The organism is Bdellovibrionales bacterium (genome assembly GCA_018266295.1).
Classification (GTDB): Bacteria; Bdellovibrionota; Bdellovibrionia; order Bdellovibrionales; family Bdellovibrionaceae; genus JACMRP01.
In genome coordinates, this window is sequence record JAFEAQ010000010.1 from 135,612 (window position 1) to 151,403 (window position 15,792).

17 protein-coding genes are annotated in these 15,792 nt (G+C 47.4%); 12 read left to right on the plus strand and 5 right to left on the minus strand.

Going from position 1 to position 15,792, the window contains the following annotated elements; translation table 11 throughout:
* Nucleotides 1-4 precede the first annotated feature (4 nt).
* Nucleotides 5-892, minus strand: a complete 888-nt coding sequence (locus JSU04_08360) for a transglutaminase domain-containing protein (protein MBS1970307.1) — start codon at nucleotides 890-892, stop codon at nucleotides 5-7.
* 340 nt (nucleotides 893-1,232) lie between these two features.
* Between JSU04_08360 and JSU04_08365 the strand changes: the two genes are divergently transcribed.
* Entirely contained in the window at nucleotides 1,233-2,114 is an 882-nt protein-coding gene (locus tag JSU04_08365) for a hypothetical protein (GenBank protein MBS1970308.1), read from the plus strand.
* Between the two features lie 12 nt (nucleotides 2,115-2,126).
* The gene (locus tag JSU04_08370; protein MBS1970309.1) at nucleotides 2,127-3,701 is read left to right on the plus strand and encodes a hypothetical protein; all 1,575 of its coding nucleotides are present in this window, start codon (nucleotides 2,127-2,129) and stop codon (nucleotides 3,699-3,701) included.
* A gap of 3 nt (nucleotides 3,702-3,704) precedes the next feature.
* Here the strand turns inward: JSU04_08370 and JSU04_08375 are convergent, their stop codons facing one another.
* Complete coding sequence (locus tag JSU04_08375; GenBank protein ID MBS1970310.1) at nucleotides 3,705-4,139, minus strand: acyl-CoA thioesterase; 435 nt, start codon at nucleotides 4,137-4,139, stop codon at nucleotides 3,705-3,707.
* 80 nt (nucleotides 4,140-4,219) lie between these two features.
* Entirely contained in the window at nucleotides 4,220-4,615 is a 396-nt protein-coding gene (locus tag JSU04_08380) for a response regulator transcription factor (protein MBS1970311.1), read from the minus strand.
* 236 nt (nucleotides 4,616-4,851) lie between these two features.
* On the opposite strand from JSU04_08380, the gene JSU04_08385 reads away from it, so the two are divergent.
* From JSU04_08385 to JSU04_08395, 3 genes are read left to right on the plus strand one after another with little or no spacing between them, the layout of a single operon-like run.
* Nucleotides 4,852-5,277 (plus strand): response regulator, encoded by a 426-nt coding sequence (locus tag JSU04_08385; GenBank protein MBS1970312.1) that lies wholly within the window; start codon nucleotides 4,852-4,854, stop codon nucleotides 5,275-5,277.
* Nucleotides 5,278-5,311: 34 nt separating this feature from the next.
* The gene (locus tag JSU04_08390) at nucleotides 5,312-5,818 is read left to right on the plus strand and encodes a chemotaxis protein CheX (GenBank protein MBS1970313.1); all 507 of its coding nucleotides are present in this window, start codon (nucleotides 5,312-5,314) and stop codon (nucleotides 5,816-5,818) included.
* A gap of 23 nt (nucleotides 5,819-5,841) precedes the next feature.
* Nucleotides 5,842-7,221: a hypothetical protein gene (locus JSU04_08395; GenBank protein MBS1970314.1), complete on the plus strand. Its 1,380-nt coding sequence runs from the start codon at nucleotides 5,842-5,844 to the stop codon at nucleotides 7,219-7,221.
* Here JSU04_08395 and JSU04_08400 read toward each other — a convergent pair.
* Nucleotides 7,194-8,402, minus strand: coding sequence for a CCA tRNA nucleotidyltransferase (locus JSU04_08400; GenBank protein ID MBS1970315.1), 1,209 nt, complete (start codon nucleotides 8,400-8,402; stop codon nucleotides 7,194-7,196). The two genes, JSU04_08395 and JSU04_08400, sit on opposite strands and share 28 nt — an antisense overlap.
* Nucleotides 8,403-8,452: 50 nt before the next feature.
* On the opposite strand from JSU04_08400, the gene queG reads away from it, so the two are divergent.
* From queG to JSU04_08420, 4 genes are all read left to right on the plus strand, one after another.
* Nucleotides 8,453-9,505 carry a tRNA epoxyqueuosine(34) reductase QueG gene (queG, locus tag JSU04_08405; protein MBS1970316.1) on the plus strand — a complete coding sequence of 351 codons (1,053 nt, stop codon included), beginning with the start codon at nucleotides 8,453-8,455 and terminating at the stop codon, nucleotides 9,503-9,505.
* Nucleotides 9,506-10,076: 571 nt separating this feature from the next.
* A complete protein-coding gene (locus JSU04_08410) occupies nucleotides 10,077-10,652 on the plus strand; it encodes a transposase (protein ID MBS1970317.1) in 576 nt (191 codons plus the stop codon).
* 302 nt (nucleotides 10,653-10,954) lie between these two features.
* Nucleotides 10,955-11,938: an HNH endonuclease gene (locus tag JSU04_08415; GenBank protein MBS1970318.1), complete on the plus strand. Its 984-nt coding sequence runs from the start codon at nucleotides 10,955-10,957 to the stop codon at nucleotides 11,936-11,938.
* A complete protein-coding gene (locus JSU04_08420; protein MBS1970319.1) occupies nucleotides 11,907-12,608 on the plus strand; it encodes an RluA family pseudouridine synthase in 702 nt (233 codons plus the stop codon). The genes JSU04_08415 and JSU04_08420 overlap by 32 nt, the downstream gene beginning before the upstream one ends.
* 196 nt (nucleotides 12,609-12,804) lie before the next feature.
* Here JSU04_08420 and JSU04_08425 read toward each other — a convergent pair whose 3' ends face one another.
* On the minus strand, nucleotides 12,805-13,767 hold the full coding sequence (locus JSU04_08425; protein ID MBS1970320.1) for a response regulator: 963 nt from the start codon (nucleotides 13,765-13,767) through the stop codon (nucleotides 12,805-12,807).
* Nucleotides 13,768-14,110: 343 nt separating this feature from the next.
* Between JSU04_08425 and JSU04_08430 the strand changes: the two genes are divergently transcribed.
* The 3 genes from JSU04_08430 (at nucleotide 14,111) to JSU04_08440 (ending at nucleotide 15,790) form a co-directional block, all read left to right on the plus strand.
* Nucleotides 14,111-14,806: a response regulator transcription factor gene (locus JSU04_08430; protein MBS1970321.1), complete on the plus strand. Its 696-nt coding sequence runs from the start codon at nucleotides 14,111-14,113 to the stop codon at nucleotides 14,804-14,806.
* A 119-nt stretch (nucleotides 14,807-14,925) separates the two neighbouring features.
* A complete protein-coding gene (locus JSU04_08435) occupies nucleotides 14,926-15,465 on the plus strand; it encodes a response regulator transcription factor (GenBank protein ID MBS1970322.1) in 540 nt (179 codons plus the stop codon).
* Entirely contained in the window at nucleotides 15,452-15,790 is a 339-nt protein-coding gene (locus tag JSU04_08440) for a hypothetical protein (GenBank protein ID MBS1970323.1), read from the plus strand. Before JSU04_08435 ends, JSU04_08440 begins: the two co-directional genes overlap by 14 nt.
* The last annotated feature ends 2 nt before the right edge of the window (nucleotides 15,791-15,792 follow it).

The following is a 15,792-nucleotide window of genomic DNA, read 5'->3' on the forward strand; positions in this document are numbered from 1 at the left end:
CTGATTATTCGGTTTCGTCCCAGCACTTAATGTGCGTTAAAGCGAACAGTCCCGGAGGAGTATCAAAATACTTTTCGCCCACTGCCCGCACGAAGGTGCGTGTGTATCCATCTTCGTGACCGGCATCGAGAGTCGTATCGATATTCACCCAGCGGCCATCGACCAAAGCTTCATTCCACGCATGAAAAGACCCCTTCGCCTGACAGATTTCCGCCGGCGTCATATTATCTTCGCGCTGCCCGATGAGCTTTCCGACCACGACCCGCGTTTTGATCCCCAGAGCCCGGTGCAAGGCTGCCGTGAGGTTCGCATAACCAAGACAGACCGCTACCTTCGAGCGAAGCACAGAGAGCGCATCCCCTGGTTGCTGATCAAAAGTTCGGTCGTTCGCATGCGGTTGATCGTAAGCAATATTGGCCGTCACCCAGGTATGGATCGCCCGGGACTTTTCCAAGTCCGTTTTTGCCACCGAAGTCATTTCAGCCGCCGCCTTTTGAATCTCTGGATGACTTGCTTGAATCTCCAATGAGTCCGCCAAGTACAAACGATCCGTGCGATCACTATTCACAACCTCATAGCTCGCTAAAAACTTATAAGCACTCTGGATGTAACTTGCCCCATCGGTGGTAAATACGTGAATAGTATAATCGCCAGGCCCGCGAACGAGCACTATCCGAGGCAGAGCAGCTCCGCCGGCCGCAAAGGAGGGCCAAAAAAGAGTTTGAGAAGACGTCTCGCCGTTTTTTTGAATCTCCACCAACAACCAGCGAGTCCCGGCAGGAACAATGCCGGGCATCTGAAAGCTGCTGTTAGAAGTTAAAATTTTCGGCGAAACGTTTTGAGCGATGGCGCTCGACGCCACCATTAAAATAGTAAAAATCAATGCCTTCATGAATCTTCCTTGAATTGAATGTGGCGGCGGTTTTTATCGGAATGAGAAATAAAGTCAACAGGTCGAATGCAAAGACTTGCGAGTGGAAGAAAACTTCCAATCCTTGGAGGAATTTACAACAAAAACGCCTCCATAATACGCTCCCGCAAAAGTGAATTCCATTTTGGGTTCGTCAAAAGGCCCTAAGGGATGTTTAGACAATTGACGATCCACAAACGTCCAAGAACCAAATAAACGTCTGAGTAGGTGGCACCATTTTTGTAATAGCTATAAATCAGTACCTTTCATGACCGCGCACGTCGTCTCAAAAAATAACTAAAAAATTTAGGAGAGATTTTTTATGAAAAAGATTTTTTTCGTACTTACTTTGACGACGGCCCTGATGGCCCACGCCGCTCCAGGAGATAATACAGCCTGGGACTCTAAAGGCATGGTCACCTCAGAACAGTGGCGGGACTTCGCAAAACAGGGAATGACTGCGCTTCCCTCAGAGCATGCGTTTGGATTTACTGTCACCGGAAAAGTCGCTCCAGCGACCTTTGATAACGTGAATAACTATTTCCAAAGCCTCACCCCGTCGCAGCAGCAATACATTCAAAACGCCATGAAAGACGTCAAAGGCTATCCCTCCAAGCGCCTTGAACGCCAAGCGGAATTAATAGTTAATGAGTATCTCAAAAATCAAGGCGTCAAAGGTGCAGTGAGCGCCGACGGAGAAAACTACTACAAAAGACAAGGTAAGTTTGAATTCGACGGCCTGCAAACTCGCACTGACGCCGGCGGCAGAACTGAAACTTGGTTTAAGATGAGATCGACTGGTGAACCACCGGTAAAATATTTTACTCCGGAGTATCCAGAAGACTGGCAAAAAGTTGAAGAGTGGAAAAAATCAGGCCGACCTTATAAAATTGTTGGCGAAGAAACTCAAAATGCTGAGTTCAATAAGTATAAACTGACTGAGGTCTCTCCGGAAAAGATCTCCTTTAGACAGCCTGGCCAATACACGGGCACTATGACTCTGGATCTTTCAACCGAAGGTCATATCACAGTTTATAAAAATCTCAAGCAAGCCAACGGTTCCTATGAAGACAAGCTGGATATTAAAACTAAGATCTCTCCATCAGCTCGCGTAGCCCGCGCCCTCAGAGGCAGTGAAATCGACGCAAAACGCGCCGATAGAATCGATGTCAAAGAAGCCGTTTCACGCGCAGGCAGAAAATAGACGAGATCCCCCATGGTGGCTATCAAGGCGTACTCAAAAATACTTTTAGCTTTCGGGTTCGCCTTGAACCTCTCTGCCACGGCCTTGGCTGAGGCAAGCACCCCCACTGCATCTGCCACAAGTTTAACTAAAGTTTCCCGTTCCTATGGCAAACACTTTAAAAATGCCTCGCAACGGGGTCTCAACAGGGCCTCGACCAAGAAGGCCTCCCAAGAGATCACCGCCGGAAACTCAAACGTCATCATGCAAACAGGCCAAACTTTGATGATGATGATGATTCTTTCAGGCGTGGATCTTGTTCGCCAGTCTGTCACTCAATCTAAATTAAAAAATCAGCCCATCGACCAAAAAACGTTGCTGGAGAAAAGTGCTGAAGCGGCCGAATACATTCTCAATGACGGTCATATCTGGGCAAGTCTTGCCAGCGCTGGCGCCGTCGGTAAGGCGGCAAAAAAACCACTTCAAATATTCGATCAAATGGTCGATAGCAGCACTTCTCGTCCTATTTTAAAAGATCTTCTCAAGTCAGGCATTGCCACCTTTATCACCTTTATGGGCTGGGAAATGGGCAATCAGCTCTACACCGAGGCCACAGAAATGCTCGAGTGTGATTGCGAATACGAGCGTGCCCAAAACCTGATGCCACTGTTAATAAACTCACTTCGTAATGGCCTCATCCCTCCAGACGAGCAAAGTCAAAAGGACTGGGAGCTTCTGCAAAAGATTTTTGGCAATATGATGAAGATTTTGATTCACGACGATGATTTAAGAAACCTCTGGCTCTACAATACTTGGCGAACCCGCATCGCGACCGGCGAGTTCGTCACGATGGTTTCGTCTATGGCCACGGCGAGTGCCATTGGCACAACTTTGTTTCCAGGCGCAGGCACTCTCGGTGGCTTGATGTTTGGCGTGGTTGGCGGAACCGTGGCTCTTTATATTCCTGAAGAGAAAAAAGACGAGATCACCGAATCTATCCAGGATATACGCTCCAAGTTCTGGCTTGCCGGCGATGACCGAGGCCCGTTCTTTGATCACAAGAAAAACGTCCTTAGCTTATTAATGAATTGCATCCCTCAGCAAACGGACTGCCCGCCGCTGTTAAAATTCAATTTCCAATCAAAAGCGGTGGAAAACATGGCCTCAATATCGTTTGAAAAAATATTCCGCTACGAGTCTCGTCTGCAAAGCTATTCTACAATGAAAGACACCGCCGAGAAGAGTGGGAATACGGAATACACCAAAGCATACACAAATAAAATCAATCTCATTCAAAAGCAGTACCGTGAGACACTGCAAGACCTCAAGGCGATGTACGGCAAAGAACTTCAAGAAACCGATGCCTTGGCTCAACAGTACAACTTAAAGTCACTGATGACAGACGCGAACTTGAAACGGTATCCGCAACTTAAACAGTATGCAGACTATCGCGCCAAGGTTGCAAAAATAAACTCATTCCTTAATGACTTCGCCAACAGCGGCCTCCAAGACATGGGCCACGAATCTCGCGACTATATGAGCACTGCTTACAGTTTGTATTTTTCTGGTTTTAAGGAACAAGAACTTTTAAAAAGCCTCGAAGAATAAAGCCTATGGATTCTTACGATGAGCAAGACGCTCTTCACGACGGCGCTTGCCTTCGTCATAACGTCGCTTCTCGTCTGGAGTTTCACAGACTAAGCCGGGCACTTCCGTGGGCTTACCGTTAGAACCTAAAGCGACGAATGTGGTGTATGCAGAGGCGGTATGGAAGACTTCGCCCGTCTTTGGATTCTCAGCATCGACACGAACTCCGACTTCCATCGAAGTACGAGAAGTGAAATTCACTGATGCTTTCAGGTTTACGACCCAGCCTTTGTAAACTGGCGCAATAAAACTCAAAGAATCAATACTTGCAGTGACGACTTCTTTATTGGAGTGACGTTGGGCTGCGATCGCAGCGGCGATGTCGATCCACGACATGATGGTTCCACCGAAGATAGATCCCAAGGCGTTGATATGGGTCGGTAAAACTAATTGGGTCATTATCACCTGGGATGCTGAAACTGGTTTAGCGCTCCCCATGATAATGACCCTCAACTTTCGAAAAAGTATTTTAAACTAAATTACATGCCTGCGCCGATATCGCCGTTACCATTGCGGCCGATACCATTTTGAGCGCCCGGAAGAGTCGTAGCACCCGCTACTGTCGTGTGACCAGCAGGGATTGTTTGAGTGGCTTGATTGTTGTAAGCCGCTGCTGCAACTCCTTGATTGATATTCGTCTCTGTACGAACTTCGTTCTCGACGAAACCAAGGTGAGGCAAGCACCAAACGATCAATTGGGCACGTGACTTCACGTTCATTTTTTTGTAGATATTTGTCAGGTGAAATTTCACAGTTTTTTCTGTGACAAAAAGCTGGTTCGCAACTTCCTTGTTGGACAAGCCTTTGCTTACTAATTCAGCAACTTCAGCCTCACGATTAGAAAGACCTTTTTGAATCAGGACATCTCTGAGCATCCTTGCTCCCTTCCCGTTATTGTTTATCTTTTTTTGTTTTTTGTTTAGCCCTAGGCCTTGCGACCTTTGTACCCTTCTTGAAATAAACCTCTATGTTCGTCCCAAAAAGAGTCACACCACCTAGATTCAAGTCTTACAACAAAATATCTTTTTAGCAAGACACTTGGACTCTAGTTTTAAAAAACTAGACCGAAAAGTTAGGAAGAATTCTAAGAATTAACCGGCGAGGGCATATTATGTTTCCTAACGACACCAAATTTCTAGTGGTCGATGATTTCGCAACAATGCGTAAAATTATCAAAAAAGTCCTGAATGAGCTTGGCTACACGAACGTAGAAGAGGCTGATGACGGCAAAAACGCACTTCCGATGCTGCAAGCCGCAGCGACTTCGGGCCAGCCTTATGGCTTTGTGATCTCCGACTGGAATATGCCAGGTATGACTGGAATCGACCTTCTGAAAGCCTGTAAAGCCGACGCAAACCTTAAAAATATGCCTTTCATGTTGGTCACCGCAGAATCCGAGCAAAAACACATTTTGGAAGCTGCTAAAGCCGGCGTCTCTGACTATGTTGTAAAACCATTTAATGCAGCGACTTTGAAAGCAAAAATGGAAAGAGTTTACCAGCGCCACTCTGCTGCCCCTGCAGCCAAAGCCTCTTAAGATTTTTGAACTTTTAAAGTGAAGGATAAATACCATGTCTGCCGCACCTAAAACTGTCCCAGAGGCGAATCCACTCTTTGATAAGAAGCTCCTTCAAGCTTTTGTCGACGGCGTTTTAAAGACCCTCGCTACGATTGCCCAAACAGAAGCAAAAGTTGGAAAACCTTATATTGAGCCGGAAATGACTGAAAAAGGCGAAATCGCCGGAATGGTCGGAATGGTGGCTCCTCCTTTGAAGGGCACCCTGCTCATTTCATTCAATAAAGAATCTATTTTCCAGATCATGGAGAACATGCTCGGCGAAAAGCACACTGAAATTAATAAAGATGTTTCAGATGCTGTCGGCGAATTAACGAACATGATCTATGGGACCGCAAAGACCGCACTCAACCAAATGGGATATAATTTTGAGATGGCAATCCCTTCGGTGATTCGCGGAGAGTTCGTTCTTTCTAAATCATCAAAAGGAGCAACTCTCGTTATTCCGTTCGAATTGAAGAACAACTCCGTCTTTCACGTAAAGATTACTGTGCAAATGTAATCCCCCCATGTAACAATACCTGAATGTCCGAAAAACCTATTGAATCTACTGTGGACGTCCTTATCACAAGCCAGCGAGAAAGCTTCTGGCAGGACGTTCAAGTTATTTTAAGAGGTTACTACCCTTACAAACTTCATTTCATGAAGGACACGGACAGCATCCTGTCACCCACTGAAAATCTAAAGCCTCTGCTGGCGCTGGTCGACGGCCAAGGTGGCACGCTCACAACTTCAGAGTGGGTTCAAAGCGTAAAAATGACTTATCCTGACTGCCCGCTCATCGTTCTCTATGGACCTGGCGATCAGCTGGATTTTTCCTTGGTTAAGAAAAACGGCGCAAACTTCATCATGCATACAAGCTATGACCGTGAGTTTGTCTCTGACATGATTCTAACCTTGGCACCGGTGGAAATGCGCGGAACCAATATCCCCGTCTCCTCCCTGCTTCCGATTGAAATGACCGATATTAACACCGAAGAAGACATCAACTTCGATGTCTATATACATCTGCCGTCTAATGGCAAAAGCTTCCGCGTTCGTAAAGGCGGCGGCAAAATTGATGACCGTCTCCTAGAAAAGTCCGACACCACTCATCAGCGCCTCTATATTAAGAAGACGCAGATTAAGCCTTTTTTCGAATACGCCCGCACAATCCTGACCATGCGAGACATGGCCAATCCGGTTCCGCAAACGGAGCGCATATATAAGTCAAAAAAGCTCATCCACGAGATCATCTCTGAGTTCTTGAATTCTGAGGCCGCCGACTTCCAAGCCGGGAAAGCAATCTTTGAACGCTGCCGTATGATCCTCAACGAGTTAGAAATTACCACCGCGAAAACTCCAGAAGAGCGAATCAAAGAAATCTATAAGTTTACAGGACATCCGCGCAGCACTTATCAAGATGCTTTAAGTATGGCAGTCTTTGCCGCCGGCTTTGCGTCGCTTTTAGGAATGGATGCTGCAAGAACTGAAAGTGCTGCTTTAGCAGGTCTTCTACATAACGTGGGCCTTGCGCAAATGCCTTTAAGTGCCATTGGTAAAGCTCCTAAAGATCTCTCGCCGGAAGAGGCCTCGGAGTACAAACTGTACCCGGATCGTTCGGTGATTTTGATTAAGTCAAAAAAAGTCCCACTTCCCCAGGAAGTTTCAACGGGCATTGTCCAGCATCAAGAAAATGCGGACGGCTCAGGCTTCCCCCACGCACTTCCGAATGACAAAATCGAACCCATGGGAAAGGTCCTGAGGCTTGCGATGCGTCTCTTGGAGTTAACAGCGTTGGACGGTGACAAGCTTGGCATGACACCGAAAGCGGCGATCGCTGCGATTCGTGACGAGTCCCTCAATGGCAAATCTTATGTGGATTTAGTAACGATCACTCAGGTCTTTAAGAAGTTCGGCAACTGAGCCATCATCTCTTCGCGGGAATGGAAGCGACCTTCCAATTGCATAACAAAAAGCTTGTGAAGCCAGATACCTAGCTCACGTCCTTCAAAGTGTCCTTTAAGATCATCACCCTTCACCCAAGCCTCGGGCATCTTTTCACCCCAGGCCTGCCATTGCTTCATCATCAAATCAGCCCCGCGGGACTCAATCCCCAGCAATTGACAGACGCGAATGAAAAGCCTGACGGATTCATCTCCCAAAAGTGCCAATTGCTCTCCCGGAGTGGCGAGGAAGAAATGCTTTGGATTTTCAACATATTCCAGCGCTCTCTTCAAAGTCTTCTGGAGTATTCGCGAGAATCTATAAGTATCGATGATCCATTGCCATTCGAGATCCTTTTGTAAAGCCCACGGAGTTAAGAACGCGAACCACAAAAAAGCTTCGTCCTTTGATGGGTTTGCGAACAAAAGCTGATACTCTTTTTGAGATTTCGCATAGATATTTTGCCATCCTGGAAAGAGCACTTTCCCCAAACCACTTTCGTGCAAGAGCTGCAAACCCCGTAAAGGATTCGTGGATTTTAACAACTTAAAACTCTCTTCGTGAATGCGCTCAGCACTGACGGTTTTGACAGAGTTTGCAAGTTGCTTAACGGCCGTGAACGTTTCAGGCTCTATTGCAAAATCCAACTGGGCGGCAAAACGCACAGCCCGGAGCAAACGAAGATGATCTTCGCGGAATCTCTCCTCGGGATTTCCAACAGCTTTGATTTTTTTATCAGCTAAGTCCTTGAGACCTCCAACGAAATCCAGAACTCGACCTTGGTTAAGATCATAGAAGAGCGCATTCACTGTAAAATCACGGCGAAGAGCGTCCTCTTCTGGCGTTGTGAACACCACCGAATCAGGGCGCCGGCCATCAGCATAGTTGCCATCTGAGCGGAAGGTGGCCACTTCAAACGAAATCCCGTCTTCGATAACGAGCATGACCCCGAAGGCCTTCCCGACCGCCACAGTCTTTGGGAAAAGCTTTTCAATGGCTTCAGGGGTGGCATCCGTCGCAAGGTCCAAGTCATTGGCTGTCTTATTCAGAAGCGCATCCCGCACGCAGCCGCCGGCCAAATAGGCCTTGTAGCCATTATCGACCAATTTATGATAAATTTTTTCTAGCGCTGGCCAATGCGGGTGAGATTGGATATTCATTCGTTTTTAGGATAACCCGCGATTTTCGGTATTGGAAACTCCTTTTGACGATGAAGCATGAAGACCTCCAAAATTTTTTAGATGCAAAGTCCAAAGAACTTGGCTTTTCGCACTTTGGAATGAGCGCTCTGACTCGTCCCCTCAGCTTTGAAGTTTATCAGAATTGGCTCAGCGAAGGTTTGCACGGCAAAATGGAATACCTCGCCACCCACGCCCCGATTAAAGAAAAGCCGCAGACCCAGTGGCCGCGAGCACATTCAGCCCTGGTCTTTGCCGTTCCCTATTTTCCGCACCCAATGCCGACCGAGAAATTCCCGCTAAAAGAATCCCGCGTGAGTTTGTATGCCCAGGGATATGACTATCACCTGTGGTTTAAGATGAAATTGCAAACCTTGTGCGACGAATTCAAGAGTCTTTTTCCAGGGGAAGAGTTCGTGCCGATGACGGACAGCAGTCCCGTACTAGAACGCGATCTCGCGTACCGTGCGGGCCTTGGCTGGGTCGGCAAAAATACTTGCGTGATTCATCCCAAAAAAGGCAGTTTGTTTTTTATCGGCGAGGTCTACACAAGCCTTGCAGTGAAATCGGATGTGGTGCCTGTGCACGACTTCTGCGGCACCTGCACTCGTTGCATGGACATTTGCCCAACGAATGCGATCACAGAGGAACGCAAACTCGACGCGCGCAAATGCATTTCGTACCTCACCATCGAATCCCGCGAGGTGCCGCCGGTGGAGCTGCGCGAGAAAATCGGCGACTGGCTTTTTGGCTGCGACCTTTGCCAAACGGTTTGCCCGTGGAACCAGAAGGCTTTCAAAAATCAGCTAAGCGTGGAGTCTGTGCAAAGCAAAACCGACGACGCAAAAGCCGCTCTCGAAGAGGAGCTCCGCTGGCTACTGACAAGCTCAGGCAAACACCTCGAAAAATCCTTGCTAGGCACCCCTCTGTCACGCGCAGGAGGCTTTGGCTTAAAGCGCAACGCCCTGATCGTCACAGCCAACCGCAAAATCAAGGCCCTTCTTCCAGAAGTAGAGGCCCTCTTCAATCACCCAAAACTCGGCGACCTCGCCCAGTGGACGGCCGCACACCTAAACCACCCATAGCAGCGAGCCGCTGCGGCGGAGACCTCCGCCGCCAGAGCCGTCCAACATCCAGTAAAGACTCTCTCCAAAAAGGAACCAAAAGCTCGCTGAGCCTCACCGAACGGCCCTCATTGGGCCTATCCAGAATTACCAACACAAAGTACGACACCTAGGCAGACGCAAGGAATGAATCCCAACCCAACCTCACATCAAACCAATAAGATCTCATCCGGAAAAGCGACCTGGTACCTTTTCACCCATAACCTGATTCTCTCCCCTCCAAAAATATTTAAATCGCCTCCCCACATACCTCGCCTGGCCGACCACGATGGTCGGTCAGCCCCGTTCTCACGGATGGATGGCCCACGCGAAGTAAGCGACTGGGCGAGCACGCAAGTCTCATCGCACATCACGGAAAAATTGAAACTCTCACCAGGTTTCTTAAAGAGCTGATGAATACAAATAATCATGTGGAGAGAGAAAGAAAATAGAAAGAAGAGAGAGAGGTAGAAATCTTAAATCTTCTTATAAATCATTTACTTAACACTAATTCTATTGACCAAATATAAGCAAATAATTATATTGCCCGTGAATGAAAAACTCCTCCTCCCCACTTTTTGATTATCATGACTCTGATACTACAAAACGTAAGTACGGAAGAACCACTCATGGGGGAGTTGATTCAAAAGGTCGGCGTAAAGAATACCGTCCACTTTCAGAAAAGAAATGGACTCACCTCACCCTTAAGTCAGAAAAAGCAAAAGGCCCATGGAGCTTCCTCACTCCAAAGAACCAACAAATCATCCGCGAAATCCTTAAATCCAAATCAAAAAAATGGGGCGTACAAATCGCTGAAGTCGTCAACGTCGGGAATCACCTTCACATCAAGCTTAAATTCAAATACCGAGAAGGCTTTCAGAACTTCCTAAGATCCGTAACAGCCCTCATCGCACGAAAAATCACCAACGCTCGCCGTGGGCATGCCTCTGGGAAATTCTGGCAAGGCCTCGCCTTCACTCGCGTAATTAAGACAAAACTCGAAGAACTCCAGCTCCGTGGCTACTTCAAAGCCAACCGCCTTCAAGCTGCCAAAGGCCAGAGAGCGCGCGAGGAGTACTTACAGAAATTCAATGAATGGATCACCCGAATACGGCAAGGAACTGCGTAAGCGCGGGAGCTTAGGGCTAAGAGCGTATTTTTTACCTGGAAACAGATGAATCATGTGCTCCCTTCGCTTTCCTCGACAGGGTGTTCATTGCGTCGCAGCAATGTGTTTCGAAACATGTTGTGGGCGGCGGAAACAGGTTTTGGCTGTCCTCGTGTGCCGAGCCATTCAGCATATACCCCACCTTAACGAATTACTAACACGCGCCACGGAGGTTTTTGCTTGAAACTATGCTCGAAGTTGAAGTTAATGACGTCACCGAAGCGTAGTCAGTTTTTTGAGCTCTAATAGAGGGGACGAGTTCAATGTTATTCTGTTCGAAACACAGGTCAAAATCATCAGCACTTCTGCTGATGTTGTTCGTGGGTCTCAGCTTTGCAACTCCGTTTGCAACAGCTCAACAAGACACTTCACATAACAGCATCATCGATACCACCGCCGCGAACGACACTGCCATCGTCGATGACTTTTATACCATCGACGAAGTGCAACCGACTTTCGCACCCGTTGTTCAATCTCCTGAACAACCCCTGCAGCCGGTGGACCAAAGCCAACAAGAAGTTCAACAACCCCAACCAGACCCTCGAAACATGTCCCCGCTCGAAGCTCTCTCGAACCGCCAGTTCGTGGAGTACGCTCGCGCCGTGGCTGTGAACTTGCTCCGTTGGACGTACCACGAGCAAACGCCGTCTCGTCCGACGATGAAGTACGATCGCAAACTCCACTTTGGCCGCTGGATCAACGATCCTAACGACCAAACTTGCTACAACACCCGCGCCCGCGTTTTGATCCGCGACTCCGAAACGCAAGTGTCTTTCAAGGACACTAATCACTGCGTGGTTGAAAAAGGCCGCTGGGCAGACCCTTACGCCGGCGACGTTCTTCGTGAATCAAAGCAAATTCAGATCGACCACATGGTCCCACTCAAAAACGCTTACATCTCTGGTGCGTGGGAGTGGAACTTCCAAACTCGTTGCACTTACGCGAACTACATGGGGAATAAATTCCACCTCATTACAGCCAGCGGTCATGAAAACATGAGCAAGGGCGACGGCACTCCTGAAAAGTACATTCCGCCGAACCAGAATTATCGCTGCGAATACTTGGAAAACTGGCTCAAGATCAAACTCATCTGGAAACTTAAAATGGCTCGCGGCGAAGTGGATGCCATCCGCCAAGCGATTCAAGAAAGCGGTTGCGACGGACGCAAGTTCAGAATGTCCAGCCTTGAGCTGAAACGTCAGCGTCAGATGATCTATGAAAACCGCTACAACTGCCCCGCTCGCTAAGATCCCGATCCTCTACGAGGACGAGATTTTAGTGGTCGTGGATAAGCCCGCGGGAATCCCTACGCAAGCTACTCTCGACAAACGACGCCCGCACACCTACGGGCTTTTGCATGCTCAGCTCCGCGAAGCCCAGCCGGACGCTTACCTGGCCATGCACCATCGCCTTGATAAGGACACCTCTGGCGTCCTGCTCTTCTGCAAAGACCAAAAGTACAACCAGCAGATCAGTGACATGTTTAAGCGCCATGAATTTGAAAAGATCTATTGGGCGCTCACAGTGCCCGGCAAATGCAAGGACTCGTGGCAGGTGAAGAATTACCTCACAGAGAAACCTGCCCCCCGTAGCCAGCGCCGTAAGATGCACAGCGTGCGTTCTGGAGGTCTCCCGGCAGTGACTGATTTTCGGAGGCTTGAAACAAAGAAAAAAGGCCTCTTGATTGAGGCCAAACCGCGTACGGGACGCATGCATCAGATCCGGGTGCATTTGGCTGAGGCGGGTCTCCCCATCCTTGGGGACGACCTTTACAACACGCCTGAGGGCGCTAAGAAAGCTCCTAGGATGATGTTGCACGCTTATCAGCTGATCTTTCAACATCCACACACCCGAGAGATGCTGACGATCACCAGTCCGCCTCCAGCAGACTTTTTAAAAACGCTTGAAAAGTTATAACTAAAAAACAGGGGGAGAACTCATCATCCTCCCCCCTGAAACAATCGGTTGTTTCACCTTGCGCCCACAATCCATTGGGGTTTTATATTTGTCGATACCTACACAGATTAGCTTGGACAATTCTCGTCATCGACTGTAGGTTTTAACCGCAAGATGAAGACATTTTTCTTTTGTTATTTCATACATTTAGACCGTCTCACATCAACACATTTGAAATTTGACTAAGATTTTGACAGTACTCGGAGAAGCGCATTCGTGACTTTTCATACTCAACACTCAAGCCCGTGAAGAGCTTTTTCGCACGCTCGCTATCAAGATTCTCTTCATGCTCCATCAGAATGCAGAACTTTTCAAAGCGGAAAGCTCCGAGCTGTGCCGCGCTGGATTTTAGCATGTGGGCTTTTTTACGAATGAGTTCTTCGGTGCCGTCTTGAATAAGATCGCGCAATTTATAGATCTCATCCTGCGTGTTTTCCGAATAGATTTGATAAAGAGATCTGAGCAACGTCTGATGTTGATCATCGAAGATCCGGATTTTATCAAGCGAGCTCGTATCCAGCACTGAAAGGTCCGCATAGATGCGATTTGCCCACTTATGAATTTTTCCTCGCAGCTGATCAAAGGTCACTGGCTTTAGAAGATAGTCATTCATTCCGACTTCACGGCTCGTGACGATATCATCCTCCATCAGCCCGGCTGAGCAAGCAATCAATGGAATCGAAGCAAAGCGCTCTTGACTTGCGCGGATCAGGGCCGCGGCTTCAAAACCTGACATCTGTGGCATGTAGCAGTCCATCAGAACCATATCGAAGTAATCATTGCGAAGCGCTTCGAGAACCTCCGTGCCGTTATTGACGATCTTAAAACGCACGTCCATTTTTTGGAGCATCTTTTGAACGATTTTTTGATTGATCAGATTGTCTTCGGCAACAAGGACTTTGAAGAAAGAGAGATCCACTCCGCCTTCGCGATCCGAAATTTCACTGTCTTGATTTTGCATTTTGAGAACTTCCTGCGCATTAAGTTCGTATGAGTTAGACAGAATATCCGCGGCGGTGTTGGCACCGTTTTCATAGGCGGATGGCTGCCCGTTGCCATGAGAGGATTGCTGGATTTGAGCCAGAAACTTAAGGATACTCTTCCGTGAGTGACTAAACATTTTTTCGTTCACCTTTTATATCGTTCTAGCCCTAATTTACCATCAGTGATGAATCAGGTTGTCGTCGAGAGGTTACGTGCAGGATGTCGATTTTCTTTAAGCTAGGGATGGAGTATATAGTTTTTAATTTACTAGTTTTCAAGCACAGAAACGCAAGAAGTGTTCGAGTCCCGAAAAAAAATCTTCTATCCGCTCCAAAGTGATGTGGACCACGTCAACAGCGAACTATTTACACGTTTCAGTGCTCGATACAACAGATGAAGATCGAAATTTGACAGCGTAATCAATTTGGTGTTTCTTTCCTGTAAACAAAACAAAGTGCAAGCTGCACTGGAGAAGAAGTATGGATGCTAAGAAGATTCTTTTCATAGAAGACACTCCTGAATGCCAATTGATTCTTCAGAATATCTTGAAAGATTATTCCACAGTTGGTTGCAGCTCCCTCGATGAAGCATCCCGTGCTCTGAAACTCGGTCCTTATGCCGCTATTATCTTAGATATTGAACTGCCGGACGGTGATGGGCTTCGCTTCCTGACTGAAATCCCCGAAGCTCAGAAACATCAGGGCGCCATCTTCATCATCAGCAGCAAGACCGCACTTGCCAACAAAGCCATGGCGTTTACTTATGGCGCTGATGACTTTATTTCAAAGCCGTTTGATCCGATCGAACTCAAACTTCGCATCGATGCGAAGATCCGCAAGATCTCTGAACAACAGAATCAATCCGCGAATTATAAAATTGAAGACATCACGGTGAACGTGGCTGAACAAAAATTGTATCTAGATAAAAACGGCGAGCAAGCTCCGACCAGTCTCACCTCACTTGAGTTCCGCATTTTTGCTTTTTTGTCTAAACAGAAAAACAAAGTCATCAGCCGCGACGAGATCATCAATCATATCTGGGGTGGCAAGGTCTACATCACGGATCGCACGGTGGATGCGCATATCGCTCATATCCGTAAAAAGATCCAACCTTCACGTGTGAAGATTGAAACCGTTTTCGGTACAGGCTATAAACTCACGACTTTTGCCAGTTAAAGACAAACCAACATCTTATTTAGCAAGTGCTAAGAACTAGACGTTCTGTGACGATTTCTCCATAGCTAGGTAATACATTCTCGACATCCCCAATGGATACTTAACAAAAGGGGGATTCAATGAAAGAAGATTCGACAGTCAAATCGAATATTTCAAAGCATTTGTCTTATCGAAAAGATCCGGCAAACGACCTCATTGATACGTCGCAGATTAACTCCGAGTTTAATGAATACCTGCAATACTTCCTCGAAATGCAAAAGATCCGTGCCAGCAAGAAAGTTTTGATCGTCGAGGACGATCCAATTTCTTTGCTTGGACTCAGACACATCGTCAAGAACTTCAATCCAGATATTAAATGCTTTTTAGCAACAAACATCGATGAAGCCATCGATATTCTTGAAAAGGAAAAGTGCGATCTTCTGATTGCCGACTACTACCTTTCACCGACGGAGAACAGTCTTGAACTCTGGGACATCGTTCGCGAAAAATTCCCGGCCGTCGACATGGTGATTACGTCTGGTATCGGCAGCGAACGCTACCAACAGATCGTCAAGAACTTCGATTATCCCCCACCCTTCTTCGACAAGCCGTTCTCGCCAGAGAAATTCAACGGCTATCTCAAGGAAGTCTTCGGAGGAGTTCATCATGGAAAAGACTAGCGTGATACCGAATAAAAATATGACTCTGATTTACCAGAATTTGGAACCGAATCTGGAGTTGAAACTTTTCGTCAGCGGGCAATTGACATTTCTGCTAGAGAAATGTCCTAACAACTGCAGCCTCACAGCTAAGATCGTCGACCTCGATGATCGCTATTTGGTGCAGTTAAACCTCGCCAGCGAAAAGGATCTGCTCTTTGCATCGGGTGAAGACGAGGTCGTTGCCGCCGCATTGGATGCGGCCATCAGCGATCTTTCGGCACAAATGCGATTTTGGAACAAGAGTCATACCTACGATACAAGCATAGACTTAGAGATATTTTAAAA